Source organism: Advenella mimigardefordensis DPN7, assembly GCF_000521505.1.
GTDB classification, from domain to species: Bacteria; Pseudomonadota; Gammaproteobacteria; order Burkholderiales; family Burkholderiaceae_B; genus Advenella; species Advenella mimigardefordensis.
This window is the reverse complement of record NZ_CP003915.1, coordinates 2,777,330-2,797,445: the sequence shown is the minus strand read 5'-3', so window position 1 is coordinate 2,797,445 and position 20,116 is coordinate 2,777,330. Positions and strand designations below refer to the sequence as shown.

Genomic DNA, 20,116 nt, shown 5'->3' with positions numbered 1-20,116 from the left:
CCGGAATGAACAACTCCTTATCATCTTCACTGCTGCTGGTTATTGCGCTGGCTCCCTTGCTGGGTGCCATCGTGACCGGCCTGTTCGGGACCGGCTTCGTCGGTCGTACAGTCAGCCGTCGCGCCTCCCATATGATTACGATCATTCTGGTGGCCGTGTCGTTCTTTGGGTCAGCCTATGTGCTGTACCAGGTAGGCATTAACGGCGCACACTATAACGATACGGTGTACACCTGGAGTCTGATTGGCACCCGCGTGGCCGAGGTGGGCTTCCTGGTTGATGCGCTCACCGCGCTCATGATGGTGGTGGTCACTTCCGTTTCGCTGATGGTGCACATTTACACCATCGGCTATATGTCCGATGACCCGGGTTACCAGCGTTTCTTCTCGTATATCTCGCTGTTCACCTTTTCAATGCTGATGCTGGTCATGGCCAACAACATGCTGCAGCTGTTCTTCGGCTGGGAAGCGGTGGGTCTGGTTTCGTATCTGCTGATTGGTTTCTGGTATACGCGTCCCACAGCGATCTTCGCCAATATGAAGGCGTTCCTGATTAACCGTGTAGGTGACTTCGGTTTCGTACTGGGTATCGCACTGCTGTTTGCCTATACCGGCTCACTGAATTACAGCGATGTTTTTGCACAATCGGACAAACTGGCAGCGACTGCGTTTCCAGGGACCGACTGGCATCTGATTACGGTGGCATGTATCTGTCTGTTTATTGGTGCCATGGGTAAATCAGCCCAGGTGCCGCTGCATGCCTGGCTGCCCGATTCGATGGAAGGCCCGACGCCTATTTCTGCCCTGATTCACGCGGCAACCATGGTGACCGCAGGTATCTTCATGGTGGCACGTTTCTCACCGCTGTTCGAGCTGTCTCCCACCGCGCTTTCATTTGTGATTGTGATTGGTAGTATCGGCGCGCTGTTCCTGGGTATTCTGGGTATTATCCAGAACGACATCAAGCGCGTGGTTGCCTATTCAACGCTGTCGCAGCTGGGTTATATGACGGTGGCGCTGGGCGCATCGGCTTATCCGATCGCGATTTTCCACCTGATGACACACGCGTTCTTCAAGGCGCTGCTGTTCCTGGGTGCGGGTTCCGTGATTATCGGCATGCACCATGATCAGGACATCCGCAATATGGGTGGCTTGCGCAAATATATGCCTATCACCTGGATCACCTTTTTGATCGGTACGCTGTCATTGGTGGGTACGCCATTCTTTGCCGGCTTCTACTCCAAAGAACACATTATCGAAGCTGCCGGTGCAGCAACGGTGTGGGGCAGCGGCTTTGCCTACTGGGCAACACTGATTGGTGTGTTCGTGACATCACTGTACTCGTTCCGCGTGTATTTCCTGGTGTTCCATGGCAAACCGCGCTTCAGCACAGATGGCCATGCGCATCACGGTGACGCTCATCATAGCGACAGCCATGACGCGGCACATGGGACGGCACACGATACGCACGGCCATGATGATCATCATCACGGTGGCACGCCGCACGAGTCTCCATGGGTGGTGACCCTGCCTCTGCTATTGCTGGCGATTCCTTCGGTGATTGTCGGTGCCTGGGTGATCGATCCGCTGCTGTTCGGCGATTTCTTCAAGGGCGTGATTACGGTTTCCGAAGCGCACCCTGCGATGGAAGAGCTGGCGCATGAATTCCACGGCTGGTTCGCGTATGGTCTGCATGCCTTCACCACCGTACCTTTCTGGCTGATGATTGCCGGTCTGGTTGTGGCGTGGTACTGCTATCTGGTTAATCCGGCCTTGCCTGCACGTGTCTATCGCTCGCTGTCCGGCATCAACCGGGTTCTGGAAAACAAATACTATGTTGACTGGATCAACGAGAATATCTTTGCCCGTGGTGCCCGTGGTCTGGGTTCACTGTTCTGGAACGTGGGCGACAAGGGTGTGATCGATGGCGGTCTGGTCTCGGGTAGTACGCGTCTGGTCGGGCTGGTGGCTGCCATCAGCCGTCATCTGCAGTCTGGTTATATTTACCATTATGCATTTGCCATGATCGTTGGCGTGATTGCCTTCATTTCAATATTTGTGCTGGTACTTTAAGATGGGCGAAATGACTTCTACCTTACCCTGGCTGTCCCTGGCAATTTTTGTGCCGATCGTTGCCGGTATTCTGGTTCTGATCATGGGCAGCGACGAACGCGCCGATTTCACCCGTAAGCTGGCACTGTTCGGCTCCGTGATCAGTTTTCTGGTCACTTTGCCGGTGTATTTCGGTTTCGATGGTTCGACGGCACAAATGCAGTTTGTCGAAAAAACACCCTGGATCGAAGCCTTTTCCGCGACCTATCATCTGGGCGTAGACGGTATTTCGATGTGGCTGGTGTTGCTTACCGCTTTCATCACCGTCATCGTGGTGCTGGCTGGCTGGGAAGTGATCACCAAACGCGTTGCCCAGTATATGGCTGCGTTCCTGATCCTCTCGGGTCTGATGGTCGGGGTGTTTGCCGCGCTGGACGGTTTGCTGTTCTATATATTCTTCGAAGCTACGCTGATCCCGATGTACATTATTATCGGTGTGTGGGGTGGCCCGAACCGGGTGTATGCCGCGTTCAAGTTTTTCCTGTATACCCTGCTGGGCTCACTGCTGACACTGGTCGCTTTCATCTATCTGTACACGCAGACCGGGTCGTTTGATATTCTGGTGTGGCAGCAGGCCAAGCTGGGCTATACACCGCAAATGCTGATTTTCTTTGCATTGCTGGCAGCTTTCGCCGTCAAGGTGCCCATGTGGCCGGTCCATACCTGGTTGCCGGATGCTCACGTGGAAGCGCCTACAGGTGGTTCTATCGTGCTGGCCGCGATTATGCTTAAACTGGGTGCTTACGGCTTCCTGCGTTTTTCTCTGCCTATCGCACCGGACGCGTCTCATAGCATGGCCGGCCTGATGATTGCCTTGTCGCTGGTTGCCGTGATCTATATCGGCCTGGTGGCGATCGTTCAGGACGATATGAAAAAACTGGTGGCATACTCTTCGGTTGCCCACATGGGTTTCGTCACACTGGGCTTTTTCCTGTTCAATACGGCAGCGATGGAAGGTGCAGTGATTCAGATGATTTCTCACGGTTTCGTATCGGGCGCGATGTTCCTGTGTATCGGCGTGCTGTATGACCGTCTGCATACGCGTCGCATTGCCGACTATGGTGGCGTCATCAACACAATGCCCAAATTTGTGACCTTCTTTGTGTTGTTCTCAATGGCCAATAGCGGTCTGCCGGCAACCAGTGGTTTTGTTGGTGAATTCTATGTAATTCTGGGTGCTGTCGAGCATAACTTCTGGATTGGTCTGTTGACTGCAACCGCGCTGATCCTGGGTGCATCGTATTCACTGTGGATGGTCAAGCGCGTTGCCTATGGCGATGTTACCAACGAAGCGGTTAAACAGATGAAAGACGTGAATTGCCGCGAATATGCACTGTTGGCGATCCTGGCTATTTTCGTACTGGTAATGGGTATTTATCCGAAACTGTTTACCGATGTGATGCACGTGTCCGTTCAGCAATTGCTGGATCACGTGGCCGTTTCTAAATTGTAAGACTGAGTCATCATGGAAAATCAATTTAATTTTGCACTTGCAGCGCCTGAAATCATTCTGGTGATCATGGCCATGGGCATTCTGGTTTACGATGCATTCAGTCATGAGGCTACCCGCAAAACCACCTATGTTTTTTCTCTGTGCGCTCTGGTCATTATGACCGTCGTGTCACTGATGCAATGGAATAGCGGTATTGCCGGCACCACTTTTTACGGCATGTATGTGGCCGATCCGCTGTCACATTTCCTGAAAATCGCCTCTTACCTCGCAGTGCTGGTCACATTGATCTACAGCCGCCAGTATGTGGTGGATCGTGATATGTCCAAATCCGGCGAACTGTATCCGCTCACGCTGTGTGCGTTGCTGGGTCAGATGGTGATGATTTCTGCCAGCAGCATGCTGACCATCTATCTGGGTCTGGAGCTGATGTCTCTGGCCCTGTACACGATGGTTGCATTGCGTCGTGATTCACTGGTTGCGACCGAATCGGCCATGAAATACTTCGTGCTGGGTGCGCTGGCTTCCGGCTTCATGCTTTATGGTATTTCAATGGTGTATGGTGCAACGGGTCACGTGGATCTGGCCGGCGTTATCCAGGTTATTCGCAGTGGTCAGGCAGGTGAAATGACCCTGGTTCTGGGTACCGTGTTTGTAGTGGCCGGTCTGGCATTCAAACTGGGTGCCGTGCCATTTCATATGTGGATCCCGGACGTGTATCAGGGTGCGCCTACCGCCATTACGCTGACGATTGGTGCCGCACCGAAGCTGGCTGCACTGGCCATCACACTGCGTCTGTTGATCGAAGGCCTCAATGGAGTTGCCCTGAGCTGGCAGCCTATGCTGATCATTCTGGCCGTATTGTCGCTGGCCATTGGTAACCTGACGGCCATTATGCAGACAAACTTCAAGCGGATGTTGGCCTATTCAACCATTTCGCATGTTGGCTTTGTTCTGCTGGGACTGCTGTCGGGCGTTGCCGCCAACGGTACCGTCATGAGCGGCGCTTATGCTTCTTCGCTTTTTTATATCGTAACCTACGTGCTGACCACGCTGGCCAGCTTCGGTCTGGTGTTGCTGATGAGCCGCCAGGGTTTTGAATGTGAAAACATTGACGATCTCAAAGGCCTGAATCAGCGCAGCCCGATCATGGCTTTTGGCATGCTGTTGCTGATGTTCTCGCTGGCAGGTATTCCACCGCTGGTGGGCTTTCATGCCAAGCTGGTGGTGCTGCAGGCTGTGATTTCTGCCGGTCATGTGTGGCTTGCCATCTATGCGGTCCTGTGCTCATTGATTGGTGCGTTCTACTATCTTCGCGTAGTTAAGGTCGTGTACTTTGACGAACCGGTACAGGGTGTGCCTGCACCTGATACAGCCTGGTCATTCCGCAGTGGCGTGATGTCTGTCAATGGACTGCTTATCATTGTGCTTGGCATACTGCCCGGCAGCCTGATGACCCTGTGTGTGCAGGTGATTGACGCTTCGCTTAAATTCTGACGGACGGCTTTTCTATGTATCCTGCTGAGTCAATCTGGATTTTCATCGCACTGGCGTTTGCATTTGCTATTGTGCCATTCCTGACGGAGCGTGCATTTGTGTTTACGCCATGGCAGCAGGCGGGGGAACCCGTGCAAAGACCATTCTGGTTCTGCTTTCTGCGTGCGGTGGTGTCCTATGGTGTTATTGCAGCAGGATGCTGGCTGTTGAGTACCCAGTCTGGAAATCTGCCGTATATGTTCGGCGGTGTGGTTTTGCTGGGTGCTGCGCTGTATGCGCCTGGCGCCATGGTTACGCCTTATGTGTCGGTCAAGCATGTGAGCACCCGCTTGCTGGAAGTGTTGCTGGGTTACTTTATTGTGGGTGCCATTGGTTTTGCTATCGAAGCCAACTACGCTAATCCCGCCGTGAAAAACTGGGAGTTTTACGCGATTGCCGCATGTCTTTATGTGGTGTTGGCTTACCCTGGTTTCGTGTGGCGTCATTTGATGAAGCATCCTGCCCGACATCATAAATCGGCCTGATTATTAATCGGCCAGATTGGCACAGAAAAGACCGGCAGTGGCAACACGGGCCGGTTTTTTCATGCGCATGTCGACCAAGACAACCGTACCCGTTCAATTTTGTTGTCCGCGGTGCTTTTTGTCCTTCAAAGCCGAACCCCGTTTATTGTGCAATAAGCGTCCGGTACTGTCTTTCGGCAGTATAGAGGCTATCCAGTGTGTACTTGCCCAGCTGTTCGCATTTTTTATTCAGACACAGAAATAGCTCGGCAGTGGCCAGCGCGTCGGCCACGGCGTCGTGGCGTCGTTGATTGTGTATGTGAAACAGCTGCATCCAGTCATCCAGGGTCCTGTGGCTCAGCGCCTGTTCCCGATACAGTGCAGGCGCCAGATAGGCCAGATCTATCCAGGGGCGTTTGCGCAGATCAGTCTGTAGCCAGGTTTTCATGCTTTTCTCCAGCATGGTCTGGTCAAAGGCAACGTGAAAGGCCAGTAGCGGGTCGGGGCCGATGTACTCCAGAAACTGCATCAGGGCATCGGCCGGCTCGGTGCCGCTGCGCTGTTTCCCACCTGCAATACCGTGGATAAGAATATTGCTTTTACTGCTGACCTGTTCCTGTCGCAGCACGATATCAAAAGTGTCGTTCAGCATGATCCGGCCTTGCACAATGGCTACGGCACCAATCGCTATTAAGCGATCTTTCCTCAGATTAAGGCCGCTGGTTTCCACATCCAGAACGACGATTCGGCTGTCCCTTACGGTTTGCCTGCTGTTCGCTGCCGGCAAGGCGCGCCAGGCTTCAAACCTTTTCTGCAAGGAGGCCGCACGCGGGTGAGCAGGGGATTGGCGCAGAAAACGCGTCAGCGCATTGATCATCTTGTTAAAGGGCATACTTCACCGCGAGCATGCTTTGCAGCGACTTGGCCAGCCGAAAGGCTTCACGCAGGATACGATTGTCGAGTGCGTTCAGGGTCGCCGGGTTGATCTGATTGGTATACGGGGAATGGCTGGCTGCTGACTGATGATGCAATTGCATGCGTAATAACTGGATATACAGAAATGCTTCCGCGTAGGCATCAGCCTGTTCCTGGCGCAGGCCTGCAGCCGGTCCGGCTTGCTTCAGTCGCTGGACGGTGCTGGTGTGAGGGCTACCTGCCTGTAGCGCCAGTATCCGCGCTACGTCTACAAACAGGACGGCGGCCTGGGTTTTCAGGTCCAGGGTGTTGTCCTGGCTGGTGACAAAATCCCGGAATAGCCCCAGTGGCGGCTTGCGTGAGATGGCGTTTTGAGTGAGAAACCGCAGAAAAACAGGATGCTGCTGCACAATTTGATTGAGCCACCGGCGGAGAGCTGAAGCCAGTTCCATATTGCCGTCCAGCGCCCGGAAGTCAAAGAAGATCGTTGAATGCATGATGGCCATTGGATCCGGGCTGTTGACCCAGGCGCTGAAGCGATGACGCCACTCATCGGTACTCAGGCACCATTGCGGATTGGAAGCCATGATATTGCCTTTACATAGCGGAAAGCCGCAGGTATCCAGGGCCAGATTGACTTCATGTGCAAACGCCAGCAGCACTTCTCTTATCGCTTGTGTGTCCTGTGTGCCAGTGGTTTGAAAAATAATGCCGTTATCCTGGTCTGTATAAAGGGTTTGTTCCATGCGACCTTCAGAACCCAAAGCCAGCCAGCAATAGTCCACTTGTTTCACCTGAGGATGATGCTCACGGATCAGGCGTGACAACTGGCAGAGAGTGACGTCATTCAGTGCCGAAATAATCTGGGTGATCTGCTCAACCGCAATGCCCTGGGCCATCATATTGTCGCCCAGCTTGCGAATATCCTCGCTGCAGGCTGCCACATCCTGAACCGACTGTGCGGCCTGCAGCCGCAGGTTGATCTGTCGCAAACTGATGCGTTGCAAAGAGAACAAATCTTTTTCCGACACCATACCGCGCAATTTACCGGAGTCGCTGTCGGCGACCACGATATGTCTGAAACCGCGTCGGGCCATGATGAGCGCCGCCTCGGAGGCGGGTGCGCCCGGGGGCAGTGAAACAGGATCGGTCGTCATGTAGCGGGCAAAGGGCGCATCCAGATCGGCCTGCGGCAGCGCGACCCGGGTCAGCAAGTCCTGAAGCGTAAAAATGCCCACTACCTGTTCATTCTCGTCAACGGCAATGATGGAGCCGACCTGCTGTTCCTTCATATGCCGCAGCACGTGGCGCAGCGGCAGGCTGGCCGGGCAGGTAACAGGTTCCCTGCGAATCAGTTGTTGCAGAGGCATGGTGAGTGCCGGCTGTTCAGTACTGCTGCGGCTGTATTGCGCCTGGATAATCTGCTTGGAGTATTCCAGCAGCAAGGCAGTGCGCTGTTCGCAATAGTCGCGGAAAACCGGTGATTCGGCGCGCAGTTGCTGAAAGCCTGCCAGACTCAGTTCATAGACAAAGGTATCGGTGGCGGCAACGAACTGACTGCCGGGCGAGCGGCTGGCCAGGATGGCGCCCAGGGGAAAGCATTCGCCTTCATGCAGTTCAAAGGTGTCGCGATACTGACGGGCCGAGCTGGCCAGTTGCTCCGTTTGCACAATGCCCTGTTTGACGATATAGAACGTATCTGGCGGTGGTGCATTGGCGGGGATGATTGTCTCGCCCGTGGCAAAGTAATTGATGGTCAAGCGGCTCGCCAGTGCTTCCAGTACGTGCTGCTGCATGTTCTGAAAAGGTGGAAAGCGTTTCAGATGTTCAACGGTGGCCTGATTCAACTGCATGATGTCTCCCCGGCAGTGGATTGTCTTCTGTTGGGCAGTAGCCGATCCCTTCACGGTTAGGGTGTTTGCAGGCTTATTTTATACCTGCTTGTCACCTTAGAGATGAACCAGTATGTTGATCAGTCGACCAAATGGGTCTCTCACAAAAAAACGGCGTACGCCCCAGGGCTCGGACACCGGCCCATATTCTGGTGTGATGGCAGCCGCAGTGCAGCGTTGCAGGGCCTCGTCCAGATCATCTACTTCAATAGACAGATCAGGCACGGGTGTGCCGGCTCCCCCTTCGCTGGCGATGCTCAATTGGGTCTGCATGGTCTGGTTCGAACCATACGTGGCCAGCCAGCCATGGTCCATCAGCAAGTCCATGCCCAGGACGTCCTGATAAAACGCTTTGGCTGCAGCGATATTTTCAGTATGGATATTGGCAACAATACGTTTAACTTTCATGATGTGCGCCTTGTGTTTGCCTGCCATCACGTCGTACCGGGAACAGTGGCTGCCCGGACGGTCGCGGCTTCAGGACGTTTACTGTCGATGTCGCGATGCCTGTATGGCGTCTTTGCTGTCGAACCAGTTCAGAATGGCATCCAGTCCGGCGTTGTTGATGCGGAATGCCGCAGCCTGCTGCAATACCGGTTTGCCGCGATAGGCGACGGAGTAGCCAGCATGGCTGAGCATGGTCAGGTCGTTGGAGCCGTCCCCCACCGCGATACATTGTTCGGGTGTGGCGTTGAGCGACCGGGCAAGCGCCTGCAGATGCTCGGCTTTTTTCTGGCCATCGACGATGTCGCCTTCTACCTGCCCGGTCAGTTTGCCGTTATTGACCTGCAAGACGTTTGCGTGAGTACTGTCCAGTCCCAGACGCGCGCGCAGTTTTTCGGTGAAGAAGGTGAAGCCGCCGGACACCACCATCACGTGGACACCCGCGGCCTTCATGGCGCCGATGAGTTTCTCGGCACCCGCATTCAGTTGCAGGCGTTCATTGTAGACGCGTTGCAGATCTGCTTCGGCTACGCCTTTGAGCAGGGCGACGCGTCGCCGCAGGCTTTCGCTGAAATCGGTAATCTCACCGCGCATGGCCGCTTCCGTGATGGCAGAAACTTCCGCCTTTTTTCCTACCATATCGGCAATTTCATCAATACATTCAATATTGATCAGGGTTGAATCCATATCCATGGCCAGCACTTTCATGTCGGTCAATGGACGGATAACGTCAAGCGATGCCGCGTCAATGTGTTTTGCTTTTGCCCAGGTTTGCAATTCGGCCAGGGCGTCAACGTCTATGTCTTCCAGCCGCATGGCGCAGGCGTTCAGAGGGGTAATGCGATTGGCGCTGACCAGCGCAGCAGCCTGTTCAATCAGGTCATGGCGAATGCCGGGGGCTTGGAGGACGAGATGCATATGATGAAAAATCCGGATAAAGAATAGTCAGGCCGCCAGTGTTTTGAGCAGCAGGCGAATGGTATCAATGCGGCGACTGATGTCGGGCATTTTACTCAATTCAATGCGTAGTTTATCCGCCCCTGAAAAGCGGATGTGCTTTTGCTTTTGTACCAGCTCGATCATTTTGAGCGGGTCGGCAGTGGTCTTGGGACCGAATACCAGCAGCGCCTGTTCGTCGCTGATATCCACCTTGATAATACCCAATGCTTCAGCCAGAATGCGCAGGCGGTGTGTGGCAATCAGCATGCGTGCAGGGTCCGGCATTTTGCCAAAGCGATCGGTGAGCTCTTCCTGGATGGCCAGCAGATCATCTTCGGTCTTGGCATGGGCCAGTTGCTTGTACAGGGACAGGCGGGCATGAATGTCGGTGCAGTAGTCGGCTGGCAGCAGGGCAGAGGTGTGCAGTTTGACTTCACATACGGAATTGAACGGCGTTTCCAGATCAGGCTCTTCGCCGGCCTTGAGTGCCCGCACTGCCTCATTGAGCAGATCGGTGTACATCGTGAAGCCGATCTCGTTGATGTTACCCGATTGCGATTCGCCCAGCACCTCGCCGGTACCGCGGATTTCCAGATCGTGCATGGCCAGGAAAAAGCCCGAGCCGAGTTCTTCCATGGACTGGATCGCCTCCAGCCGCTTTTTGGCGTTGCTGGTAATGGCGTCTTCCCCGGGGGTTAGCAGGTAGGCGTAGGCCTGATGGTGCGAACGGCCGACGCGCCCGCGCAATTGGTGCAATTGCGCCAGGCCCAGTCGATCTGCACGATGGATGATAATGGTATTGGCGCTGGGTACGTCGATTCCGGTTTCGATAATCGTGGTGCACAGCAGAATATTAAAGCGCTGCTGATAGAAACCTTTCATGATCTCTTCCAGTTCGCGTTCGGGCATTTGTCCGTGAGCCACGGCAATGCGGGCTTCGGGCAACAGTTCTTCCAGCCGCGCCCGCCGATTCTGGATGGTTTCTACTTCGTTGTGCAGGAAATAAACCTGGCCGCCGCGCTTGAGTTCACGCAGCGCCGCTTCGCGGATCGTACTGCCGTCTTCGCGCCTTACGAAGGTTTTGATGGCCAGACGCTTTTGCGGTGCGGTGGCGATCACGGAAAAATCGCGGATGCCTTCCAGCGACATGCCCAGCGTCCGTGGAATGGGGGTAGCGGTGAGGGTCAGAATATCCACTTCTGAGCGCAGGGCCTTGAGGGCTTCTTTCTGACGTACGCCAAAACGGTGTTCTTCGTCGATAATAACCAGGCCCAGGCGTTTGAATTTGACTTCCTTGCCCAGCAGTTTGTGGGTGCCGATGACAATATCAACCGTGCCGGCTTCCAGTCCTTCCAGCGCCGTTTTTACTTCTTTTGAGCTGCGAAAGCGCGACAGTTCGGCTACCCGCACTGGCCAGTCGGCAAAGCGATCGGCGAAGGTCTGGGCGTGCTGTTCGGCCAGCAGGGTTGTGGGGCAGAGCAGGGCCACCTGCTTGCCGTTGGCGACGCATAAAAAGGCCGCGCGCAGAGCCACTTCGGTTTTGCCGAAACCCACATCGCCGCAAACCAGGCGGTCCATCGGCTTGCCCGAAGTCATGTCGCCGATCACGGCATCAATGGCTGCCTGCTGGTCGGCGGTTTCTTCAAAGCCAAAGCCTTCAACAAAGGTTTGATAGTCGGAAAAGGGCAGCTTGAAGGAAAAGCCTTCACGTGCGGCGCGCAATGCATAAAGGGCCAGCAGCTCAGCGGCTGCATCGCGGATTTGCTTGGCCGCTTTTTTGCGAGCCTTGTCCCATTGACCGGATCCCAGTTGATGCAATGGCGCATGCTCAGGATCAGCGCCGCTATAACGCGAGATCACATGCAGTTGCGAGACCGGAACATAGAGCGTGCTATTGCCTGAGTATTGCAGATGCAATAACTCGATATCGCCTTCACCCAGATCCATGGTGACCAGGCCATGATAGCGACCGATGCCGTACTGCATGTGCACAACCGGATCGCCCTCGCGCAGTTCCGAGAGGTCGCGCACCATGGCGTCTACATCGCTGCTGCGTTCCTGCTTTTTGCGGCGACGCTGGGCGACCGATGCCGACCCGGGATACAGGTCATTTTCGGTAACCAGGCACAGTTGCTTATCTCGAATGATAAAGCCGGTGTTCACCGGGGCAATGGCAATGCCGAAATCGATATCGGAAGCGACAAAGTCCTGGACGCTATCGAAGGCGGCGCTGGGCTCCAGCTGCTGTTCACGCAGCAACTGCAGCAGCGTTTCACGACGGCCGGCAGAATCGGCGCAGAGCAGCAGGCGCTGCCGGCCGCTTTCAAGCCAGGTGCGCAGGCGTGCAAATGGGTCATCACTGCGTCGGAGAACGGCGATATCGGGGGCTGGCGCAAATTCCGTATTGGCAGCACTTTCATCCAGATGCAGACGGGCAAAGGATTTCAGATGAACAAAAAACTGTTCTTCAGAAAGAAACAGGTGCTCCGGTGCCAGTACAGGGCGTTCGCGGTCGCTTTTGAGAAACCGGTAGCGGCTTTGCGTGTCGTCGTGGAACTGGGCGATGGCCTCTTCGATTGCACCGACAGTAATCGTGATGGTTTCCGGGCGCAGATAGTCGAACAGCGTCGCCGTATCGTCAAAGAACAGCGGCAGGTAATATTCGATGCCGGCAAAGGCGATGCCGTTGCCCATATCCTTGTAGGGGGTGGCGCGCGAGGGATCGCCTTCGAACAGGTCGCGAAAGCGCGAGCGAAAATGATTGCGGGCCGTTTCGTCCATGGGAAATTCGCGGCCGGGCAGCAGTTCTACTTCGTTCACCGGATACAGGCTGCGCTGGGTGTCCATGTCGAAACTGCGGATGGATTCGATTTCATCGTCGAACAGGTCGATGCGATAGGGTAGTACCGAACCCATTGGAAATAAATCGATCAGGCCCCCGCGAATGCAGAATTCGCCGGGCGCGGCAACCTGCGAGACGTGGGCGTAATTGGCCAGCATCAACTGGTCACGCAGGGCTGCTTCGTCGAGTTTGTCGCCTTTTTTGAAAGAAAAGGAATAGGCTGCCAGAAAGGCGGTTGGTGCCAGGCGATACAGGGCGGTGGTGACCGGTACGGTAAGTACATCGACTTTGCCCTGCATAAGTGCGGACAGCGTTTTGAGCCTTTGGGAAATCAGATCCTGGTGCGGCGAAAAACCATCGTAGGGCAGTGTTTCCCAGTCCGGAAACTGGCGCACCCGCAAGGTTGGGTCAAATAGCGTGACTTCATCATGCAGCCGTTGAGCCTGAAGCGGATCGGCGCACAGCAGAACCAGTGGTTTGCCGGCGGCCCGGGCCAGTTCGGCCGACAGCCATGCGTCCCCCGAGCCCGGCGGACGCGGATAGCGATAGCGTTGGCCGGGTTTAAGCGCGGAAAGCAGCGGGGTGAGGGCAGTGTTTGACACAGAGACAGAAGCATGAAATGCATGGAATCGAATCCGACCATTTTATCAGATACCCGGGAGCTTGCCGCCTGCCAGCGCCGTGGTTTGCTGTGGGCGAAGTGACGGCGTACTCCGATACGGTGCCGATCTGCTCCGATCCCCTCAGGATCGCTGTCGGCGATTTGGCCCGGCAGCGGAGCGGCGTGATATTATCTGGTCTCCTGAATGATGCGAAAGCCGCCGAGCTTGCGGCAATCCCTATGACTGACAATCTCTTTGCGATTATCCCTGCGGGCGGCGTGGGTAGCCGGGCACTTACAGCGGGTCGGCAGATGCCCAAGCAATATTGCATGATCAATGGCGTGACCATGTTGCAGTTGGCTGTGGAAGCCCTGCGTGCCGACGCCAGAGTCAGTGCTGTCCATATCGGCGTCGCGGCGCAGGACAGCTGGATCGATACGCTGAACCTGGGCAGCCGTGTCCATGTGCACCGCACTGCCGGGCCTACTCGGGCGCATACTGTGAGTGCGACGCTGCAGGCGGTTCTGGGCAGCGAACAGCGCGAACAGGGCATTAGGGGCGATGGCTGGGCGCTGGTACACGATGCGGCAAGACCCGGCCTGCAGTCGGCATCGCTCACGGCCCTGGTGGACGCCTGTCTGGAACAGCGCAGGGGCGGCTTGCTGGCACTGCCGGTGCCCGACACCGTCAAGCGTGCAGTCGTGGATGAACAGCAGCAGATTTGCGTGGCACAGACCATACCGCGTGACGGTTTATGGCTGGCGCAGACGCCACAGCTTTTTCCTGCACACGATTTGCTGGACGCGCTGCGTACTGCGATCGAAAAAGGACTGGATATAACGGATGAGGCCTCTGCAATGGAAGCGGCGGGCTTCAGTCCTCTGCTGGTACGGGGTTCAGCAGAGAATATGAAAGTGACCTGGCCTGCCGATTTTGCCATGATGGAGCGGTGGCTGGCCTAGACTGGGCGGCAGCGCTGGATCGGGAATACGCCACGGCTTTCTGTGCAGTCGCGGCATGATCGATCAATGGCGCAGCATGCATAGTCGTGTCTGTAGCAATGAAATGAACACAATGAAAGACGATGGGAGTGTGGTATGACAATTGGCTTGCGAGTTGGACAGGGGTTTGATGTCCATGCATTACAGGAGGGGCGCCCTCTGATTCTGGGTGGCGTGACGATCGCGCATACCCATGGTCTGCTGGGGCACTCGGATGCCGACGCGCTGCTGCATGCGATTACCGATGCCATACTGGGTGCGGCGGCGCTGGGCGATATTGGCCGCTTATTCCCTGATACCGACCCTGCTTTCAAAGGCAGTGACAGCCGGGTGCTGTTGCGCGAAGCGTACCGCCGTGTTCGCGAAGCAGGCTGGCAGGTGGTGAACGTGGACGCCACGATTCATGCCCAGGCACCGAAAATCATGCCGTATGCGGCTGCCATGGTAAGCAATATTGCGGCTGATCTACAACTGGATCCAGGCTGCGTGAACGTGAAGGGAAAAACCAACGAACATCTGGGATATCTTGGCCGCAAGGAAGGTATTGCGGCCACGGCTGTGGCCTTGCTGGCCAGGCAATAGGAATGCCGAAGCAATCGCGGGTGAGACGAGCCTCTGACCGGCGCTGAACTGGTATGGTTTCGATAGAAAAATGCCGCAACACGGCGTTGCGGCATGGCATTCATAGCGCGGCGGGCTGAATTATTTGCCGACAGCCGTCAGGGCCTGCGCAGCAGCGTTAACCACAGCAGCGATCCGTCCGGCATCACGTAGCTGCTCAATCGAGAAGCCCGCTTTTTTCAGATTATCAAAATGCGATTTTACACAAAAGTGGCATTTGCCAATGATGGAAGCAGCCAGTGCGAATAGCTCAAAGCGCTCCTGTTCGATGCCGCCATGCGAAGAATAGGCATTCATGCGCAATAGCGGTGGCAGGGTTTTCAGCTGGCTGTCGTCTGTCATTTCCACATAGGGATACCAGATGTTGTTCATCCCCATCAGCGCGGCTGCGGTGAGTACGCCATTGGCGTCTTCTTCGGACAAGCCGGACTTGAACTGTTCGATCAGAAATGGGTTTTTCGCGGCATAAGCTGCTGCCAGGGCCACACCGACGGCATCGGCAGGTTTCAGGGAAGAACGGGCAATCGTGCCATCCAGATTCAGGCGAATGTCCTTGGCCCAATCGGGAATTTCGTTTTTAATCGTAGTTAGAAATTGCATAGTTTTTTCCTATTAAAAAGGGGAGGAAAAACCCGGCGAACCGGGTTTGATGCAAATTACAGTGTTTCGCCACCCGCTGCGCGGTTGCAAGGGCACAGCTCATCTGTCTGCAGACCGTCCAGAATACGCAGGACTTCTTCCGGATTACGTCCCACGTTCAGGTTGTTAACGGAAACGTGCTGGATGACGTTGTCAGGGTCAACGATGAATGTGGCGCGCAGTGCAACGCCTTCATTGCGTTCACGTACGCCCAGCTGATCGATCAGGGAGCCGGTAGAGTCGGCAAATGAATAGTGACCCAGTTTGTTCAGGTCTGGGTGCTCACGGCGCCATGCCAGTTTGCAGAATTCGTTGTCGACAGAGCCGCCCATCAGGACAGCGTCACGGTCTTCGAAGTCTTTAGCCAGGTTGTTGAATCCAACGATCTCGGTAGGGCACACGAATGTGAAATCTTTTGGATAGAAGTAGATCACTTTCCATTTTCCGGGGAAAGAAGATTCTGTGATGTCTTCGAATGCAGAAACGCCGTTTTCTTCATGGTTGTTAAAACCAGGTTTAACGCCGACGACTTTGAACGATTCGAGCTTTTCACCAACTGTTTTCATAACTGTTCCTTATAAGAAGTTGAACACCCGCCCGGTGGTGCCGGGCCTGCTTATTGACCAAGCCATAAGGCATGGCAAGGGAGTGCACGGTTTTCCACGATGGTACCGTCCACTTTCCAATATATATTTTAGTTGTTATTCTACACTATCAAAACTAAGTGTCTAATTGATAATTTCTATCTCGTGCTTTAGGAATTTCTATGTGACCGATGAGGCCGGTGGGTTGGTTCGGGAGCAGTTTGAGGGTACCGCCTACATGCTGCAGCAGCCGTTCGACGATGGATAAACCCAGGCCGGCACCCGATACGCCGGTTCGGGCAGCTTCACCGCGAGAAAAGGGTCGCAGCAGTCGTTCCGTATCTTTGGCATTGATACCTGCCCCATTGTCGCAGACATCGATTTCAATCATATTGCCTTTCTCGCGAACCAGCACCACAATGTGTGGCTGACCGTCAGAAACCGAGCGACCATAACGGCGGCTGTTTTCAATCAGGTTGCTGACAATCCGCTTCAGGTTCAATTCGCCGATTCTGGCATACAGATTGGGCTGAATCATGGTGCGCAGCGTGCCGCCCAGCGACTCTGTATGCGCTTTTTCCCTGTCGGTGAGATCGTGCAAAATGGCGGACACGTTGATGGCCTTGTCCGGGAGCACCCCTGCCGGACGGGCATACTCCATTAACTGGCCGATACTGTGATCAATCTGGCCAAGGTCTTCGTCAATGGCGCTGCGGGTTTCGTCACTGACATTACTCAGTTCGATTTCCAGGCGCATGCGTGCCAGGGGCGTGCGCAGGTCATGCGAAATGCCGGCCAGCATCAATTCCCGGTCCGCTTCGGTCTGGCGGATATCACGTGCCATGCGATTAAAGGCGCTGTTGAGGTCACGAATCTCCAGTGGCCCCTGGTCGTCCGGCAGGGGAGCCGGATTTTCACCGCGTGCAACTTGCTGGGCCGCCTTGGCCAGGCGCGACAGTGGGGTATTCACAAAGCGGACGCTGATCGCGGCCCCAATCAGGGCCAGCAGAAAGGCGATCACGCCCCAGCCGATCCATTCACGCATTTGCGGCAGATTGTCGGTGGAGGATTTGAGCAATAACCAGTACAACTCGTCGCCAACATTGAAACTGATCCAGATGCCCGGTTCGCCGTTCATGCTGGAAGCGATCTTGGTGACCGTCTGGGTATCGGATCGCTGGATCTTGTCGGCGAAAATGCGCCAGAAGGTGGTATCCGGCAAGGGTTGCAATACATCGTCCAGCTGTCGGGGAAATACCTGAATATCCCCGGTTGTGGCCAGATCGATCACCAGTGCATTCCGATCATTGGCCGGAACGTAGGCGAGTGACTTGCGGGTGATTTTGAGGGCAGTAATGCCGCGTTCGGCCATTTGCGAGGCCCGCGGCTCTTCCTGCATATTGAAAAACACAATCAGCCAGCACGTCAGACTGACGGCCAGCAATGCAGCCAGCAGGAAAAAAGACCGGCTGAACAGGCTCAGCCGGATTTTTGATGCAAAGTTCTGCTGTTGAGGATACTGGACCGGAGCAGCGGCCATGGCAGGGCGGTCTGTTAGTTACCGCCGTCCGGAACGAAGACGTAACCTAATCCCCAAACGGTCTGAATAAATACCGGTTTGGCCGGATTCGGCTCGATCAGCTTGCGCAGACGGGAAATCTGGACGTCAAGGCTGCGATCGAATGCTTCATATTCACGGCCACGGGCCAGTTCCATCAGCTTGTCGCGGGACAGCGGCACTTTGGGATGCCGGGCAAATACTTTCAGTACCGAAAATTCGCCGGTCGTGATGGCAACAACTTCTTCGCCGCGAGACAATGTACGTGTAGACAGATTCAGGGTGTAGGGACCGAAAGCGATCGATTCGTTTTCCTGGCTGGGCGCGCCGGGGTGTTCTTCTGAGCCGCGACGGCGCAAAATGGCATTCACCCGTGCCAGCAGCTCACGAGGATTGAATGGTTTGGACAGATAATCGTCGGCCCCCATTTCCAGTCCCAGAATACGGTCGATTTCTTCGGCCTTGGCCGTGAGCATGATGATCGGAGTATTGTCGTTGGCGCCGCGCAGTCGGCGACAGATGGACAGGCCATCCTCACCGGGCAGCATCAGATCCAGTACCAGCAGGTCGAAATGTTCGCGCTGCCAGAGTTTGGTCATTTCCTTCCCGTCTTCGGCTACGAACACATTGAACCCTTGTTCAGTCAGGTAACGGCGCAGCAGGTCGCGAAGACGAGGATCATCATCGACTACCAGAATTTTACGTGGAGGTGTTGACGAGGCAGTTTGTGGTGTATTCATACTAAGTGGTTAAGAGCTTCCGAGAGAAGTGACAGGACTATTTGAGCACATGTTACAGTTTCTGCTGTCGCGCATGGTTCAATTTTCACCATCAGTTACACTATAAATATTTCTCTGGATTTGTGTTGATGATGATATGCAAATAATTACAATTTGAAACAAAATGTAATAAATAAGGCGTCGCGCCGATCGTTTTGTACTGCTAAAAACCGGAAGGAACGCCCTTGGAGGCTGTGCTATCTATTTTAGCGCAAATCGTCCCGGGTAAAACCGGCTTCCTGTTTATAATGACGGGATCGTTTACCCGAGTGGCGGTTACGACACAGGCCGCTGGCTTGGGTTGTGAGTGGCCGTCCACCTTTTTTAAAATAAGCGCAGTGTATGAATGTCAATCTGATCTCCCTGGAAAGCTCGGCCACGTGTTCGTCGGTGGCGCTGCTGCGGTACGAGGGTGGACAGTCCCGGATCACCGAGCAGGTGAGTCATCAGGCTAACGGTCATGCCGAACAATTGCTGCCTATGCTGGATCAGCTACTGGGTTCGGCGGGGCTGGATCGGACCGCTATCAGTGGCATCGTCTTCGGCCAGGGACCCGGCGGGTTTACCGGCCTGCGCATTGCAGCTGGGATGGCGCAAGGCCTGGGTCTGGGGCTGGACATCCCGGTGTTTCCTGTATCGTCACTGCTTGCTCTTGCTGAAACCGTAAGAACGGGTGCATCGTCGGCGTGCATTGTCAGCCTGCTGGATGCGCGTATGCAGGAAGTTTTTCTGGCCTGTTACAGAGAGACCGGCGAGGGTGAGCTGCTTCAGGTACAGGCGCCATGTCTGATTGCCGCAGAACAGGTGCCGCTCTGGCTGAGCGGGATCAGCAGCACGATTAATGCCGATACTAACGAAACGACTGAGGATACGATTGAAGATACGATTGAGACCTCGCCGCCCGGGAATGCCGCTAGGCCAGGGCATCCGGTCACTACTAATGAGTCGTCGCCCATTATACTGGTGGGCTCGGGCGTGCATGTCTGTCCCGAGCTGACGCAACTGGCAGGCGTCAGGCTGGTGCCTGATGCGCAGCCCCGAGCCGCGGTCATGGCCGGTATTGGTCTGCGCGCCTGGCTTACCGGTCGATTTATTCCGGCCGATCAGGCTGCACCGCTGTATGTCCGCGACAAGGTTGCATTTACGATTAAGGAACGAGGCCAGGGGCAGGGTGGGAATCCGCGTGCGGTCCCTTTAGCGGTCCAGCCAATTGCGCCCGGCAGTGAGGGCCCCGCATCGCCCGAGAGCCAGGCGCGCAGCCAGGCCATCACCACACTACAGCAGACGCATACCATTCGGCGCATGACGCAGGAGGATATTGATGCTGTTGTGAATATCGAGCGTCGCGTACAGTCTCATCCCTGGACCGAAGGTAATTTTCGGGATGCCTTAAATGCCGGTTACGAAGCCTGGGTCGTGTGTCATGCTGACCAGGTTGTGGCCTTTTCACTGCAACTGATGGCACCCGATGTGGCTCATCTGCTGCTTATTGGTGTGAAGCCAGACTGGCAAAGCAAAGGCATTGGAGGCGGTCTGCTTGCCTGGGGTGAGGAGCGCCTGTTGCAGCAGCAACTGGACAGCCAGTTGCTGGAAGTGCGTCCCTCCAATGCCGGCGCGATTGCGTTTTATCGCCGCTGGGGGTATGAACAGATCGGTGTGCGCAAGGGATACTACCCGGACGGACGCGGTCGTAGCGAAGACGCCTGGGTCTTACAGAAAGCCGTGGTATCCTGATGGCT

At 55.3% G+C, this 20,116-nt stretch carries 16 protein-coding genes; 7 read left to right on the top strand and 9 right to left on the bottom strand.

The annotated features are described in order from the left end of the window. The first annotated feature begins 5 nt into the window (after window positions 1-5). Genes nuoL through MIM_RS22170 form a run of 4 tightly spaced genes read left to right on the top strand, consistent with a single transcriptional unit; the run spans window position 6 to window position 5,582 of the window. Window positions 6-2,072 carry an NADH-quinone oxidoreductase subunit L gene (gene nuoL / locus MIM_RS12850; protein ID WP_025373167.1) on the top strand — a complete coding sequence of 689 codons (2,067 nt, stop codon included), beginning with the start codon at window positions 6-8 and terminating at the stop codon, window positions 2,070-2,072. A gap of 10 nt (window positions 2,073-2,082) precedes the next feature. Beyond that, window positions 2,083-3,564 carry an NADH-quinone oxidoreductase subunit M gene (locus tag MIM_RS12845; protein WP_025373166.1) on the top strand — a complete coding sequence of 494 codons (1,482 nt, stop codon included), beginning with the start codon at window positions 2,083-2,085 and terminating at the stop codon, window positions 3,562-3,564. A gap of 9 nt (window positions 3,565-3,573) precedes the next feature. Further along, the gene (gene nuoN, locus MIM_RS12840) at window positions 3,574-5,058 is read left to right on the top strand and encodes an NADH-quinone oxidoreductase subunit NuoN (protein WP_025373165.1); all 1,485 of its coding nucleotides are present in this window, start codon (window positions 3,574-3,576) and stop codon (window positions 5,056-5,058) included. A 14-nt stretch (window positions 5,059-5,072) separates the two neighbouring features. Further along, the gene (locus MIM_RS22170; RefSeq protein ID WP_025373164.1) at window positions 5,073-5,582 is read left to right on the top strand and encodes a DUF2818 family protein; all 510 of its coding nucleotides are present in this window, start codon (window positions 5,073-5,075) and stop codon (window positions 5,580-5,582) included. Between the two features lie 142 nt (window positions 5,583-5,724). Here MIM_RS22170 and MIM_RS12830 read toward each other — a convergent pair whose 3' ends face one another. From MIM_RS12830 to mfd, 5 genes are all read right to left on the bottom strand, one after another. Next, complete coding sequence (locus MIM_RS12830) at window positions 5,725-6,453, bottom strand: 3'-5' exonuclease (protein ID WP_245592747.1); 729 nt, start codon at window positions 6,451-6,453, stop codon at window positions 5,725-5,727. Beyond that, the gene (locus MIM_RS12825; protein ID WP_042070294.1) at window positions 6,443-8,329 is read right to left on the bottom strand and encodes a DUF294 nucleotidyltransferase-like domain-containing protein; all 1,887 of its coding nucleotides are present in this window, start codon (window positions 8,327-8,329) and stop codon (window positions 6,443-6,445) included. Before MIM_RS12825 ends, MIM_RS12830 begins: the two co-directional genes overlap by 11 nt. A 96-nt stretch (window positions 8,330-8,425) precedes the next feature. Further along, entirely contained in the window at window positions 8,426-8,776 is a 351-nt protein-coding gene (locus MIM_RS12820) for a VOC family protein (RefSeq protein ID WP_025373161.1), read from the bottom strand. Window positions 8,777-8,854: 78 nt separating this feature from the next. Beyond that, the gene (gene serB / locus MIM_RS12815) at window positions 8,855-9,730 is read right to left on the bottom strand and encodes a phosphoserine phosphatase SerB (protein WP_025373160.1); all 876 of its coding nucleotides are present in this window, start codon (window positions 9,728-9,730) and stop codon (window positions 8,855-8,857) included. Window positions 9,731-9,757: 27 nt separating this feature from the next. Beyond that, window positions 9,758-13,195, bottom strand: a complete 3,438-nt coding sequence (gene mfd / locus MIM_RS12810; protein ID WP_025373159.1) for a transcription-repair coupling factor — start codon at window positions 13,193-13,195, stop codon at window positions 9,758-9,760. Window positions 13,196-13,434: 239 nt separating this feature from the next. Between mfd and MIM_RS12805 the strand changes: the two genes are divergently transcribed. Next, the gene (locus tag MIM_RS12805) at window positions 13,435-14,157 is read left to right on the top strand and encodes an IspD/TarI family cytidylyltransferase (RefSeq protein WP_025373158.1); all 723 of its coding nucleotides are present in this window, start codon (window positions 13,435-13,437) and stop codon (window positions 14,155-14,157) included. A gap of 135 nt (window positions 14,158-14,292) precedes the next feature. Beyond that, entirely contained in the window at window positions 14,293-14,778 is a 486-nt protein-coding gene (gene ispF, locus MIM_RS12800; RefSeq protein ID WP_025373157.1) for a 2-C-methyl-D-erythritol 2,4-cyclodiphosphate synthase, read from the top strand. 120 nt (window positions 14,779-14,898) lie between these two features. Here the strand turns inward: ispF and MIM_RS12795 are convergent, their stop codons facing one another. From MIM_RS12795 to ompR, 4 genes are all read right to left on the bottom strand, one after another. Then, window positions 14,899-15,417, bottom strand: a complete 519-nt coding sequence (locus tag MIM_RS12795) for a carboxymuconolactone decarboxylase family protein (protein ID WP_025373156.1) — start codon at window positions 15,415-15,417, stop codon at window positions 14,899-14,901. A 56-nt stretch (window positions 15,418-15,473) separates the two neighbouring features. Then, entirely contained in the window at window positions 15,474-16,022 is a 549-nt protein-coding gene (locus MIM_RS12790) for a peroxiredoxin (protein ID WP_025373155.1), read from the bottom strand. Between the two features lie 154 nt (window positions 16,023-16,176). After that, window positions 16,177-17,580: a sensor histidine kinase gene (locus MIM_RS12785; RefSeq protein ID WP_025373154.1), complete on the bottom strand. Its 1,404-nt coding sequence runs from the start codon at window positions 17,578-17,580 to the stop codon at window positions 16,177-16,179. Between the two features lie 14 nt (window positions 17,581-17,594). Continuing rightward, entirely contained in the window at window positions 17,595-18,338 is a 744-nt protein-coding gene (ompR, locus tag MIM_RS12780; protein ID WP_025373153.1) for an osmolarity response regulator transcription factor OmpR, read from the bottom strand. Window positions 18,339-18,719: 381 nt separating this feature from the next. On the opposite strand from ompR, the gene MIM_RS12775 reads away from it, so the two are divergent. Further along, a complete protein-coding gene (locus MIM_RS12775; protein WP_025373152.1) occupies window positions 18,720-20,111 on the top strand; it encodes a bifunctional tRNA (adenosine(37)-N6)-threonylcarbamoyltransferase complex dimerization subunit type 1 TsaB/ribosomal protein alanine acetyltransferase RimI in 1,392 nt (463 codons plus the stop codon). The last annotated feature ends 5 nt before the right edge of the window (window positions 20,112-20,116 follow it).

Coding starts and splice junctions, on each gene's coding strand:
- nuoL (WP_025373167.1), top strand. CDS start 6: ATGAACAACTCCTTATCATCTTCACTGCTGCTGGTTATTGCGCTGGCT.
- MIM_RS12845 (WP_025373166.1), top strand. CDS start 2,083: ATGACTTCTACCTTACCCTGGCTGTCCCTGGCAATTTTTGTGCCGATC.
- MIM_RS22170 (WP_025373164.1), top strand. CDS start 5,073: ATGTATCCTGCTGAGTCAATCTGGATTTTCATCGCACTGGCGTTTGCA.
- MIM_RS12830 (WP_245592747.1), bottom strand. CDS start 6,453: ATGCCCTTTAACAAGATGATCAATGCGCTGACGCGTTTTCTGCGCCAA.
- MIM_RS12825 (WP_042070294.1), bottom strand. CDS start 8,329: ATGCAGTTGAATCAGGCCACCGTTGAACATCTGAAACGCTTTCCACCT.
- MIM_RS12820 (WP_025373161.1), bottom strand. CDS start 8,776: ATGAAAGTTAAACGTATTGTTGCCAATATCCATACTGAAAATATCGCT.
- serB (WP_025373160.1), bottom strand. CDS start 9,730: ATGCATCTCGTCCTCCAAGCCCCCGGCATTCGCCATGACCTGATTGAA.
- MIM_RS12805 (WP_025373158.1), top strand. CDS start 13,435: ATGACTGACAATCTCTTTGCGATTATCCCTGCGGGCGGCGTGGGTAGC.
- ispF (WP_025373157.1), top strand. CDS start 14,293: ATGACAATTGGCTTGCGAGTTGGACAGGGGTTTGATGTCCATGCATTA.
- MIM_RS12795 (WP_025373156.1), bottom strand. CDS start 15,417: ATGCAATTTCTAACTACGATTAAAAACGAAATTCCCGATTGGGCCAAG.
- MIM_RS12790 (WP_025373155.1), bottom strand. CDS start 16,022: ATGAAAACAGTTGGTGAAAAGCTCGAATCGTTCAAAGTCGTCGGCGTT.
- MIM_RS12785 (WP_025373154.1), bottom strand. CDS start 17,580: ATGGCCGCTGCTCCGGTCCAGTATCCTCAACAGCAGAACTTTGCATCA.
- ompR (WP_025373153.1), bottom strand. CDS start 18,338: ATGAATACACCACAAACTGCCTCGTCAACACCTCCACGTAAAATTCTG.
- MIM_RS12775 (WP_025373152.1), top strand. CDS start 18,720: ATGAATGTCAATCTGATCTCCCTGGAAAGCTCGGCCACGTGTTCGTCG.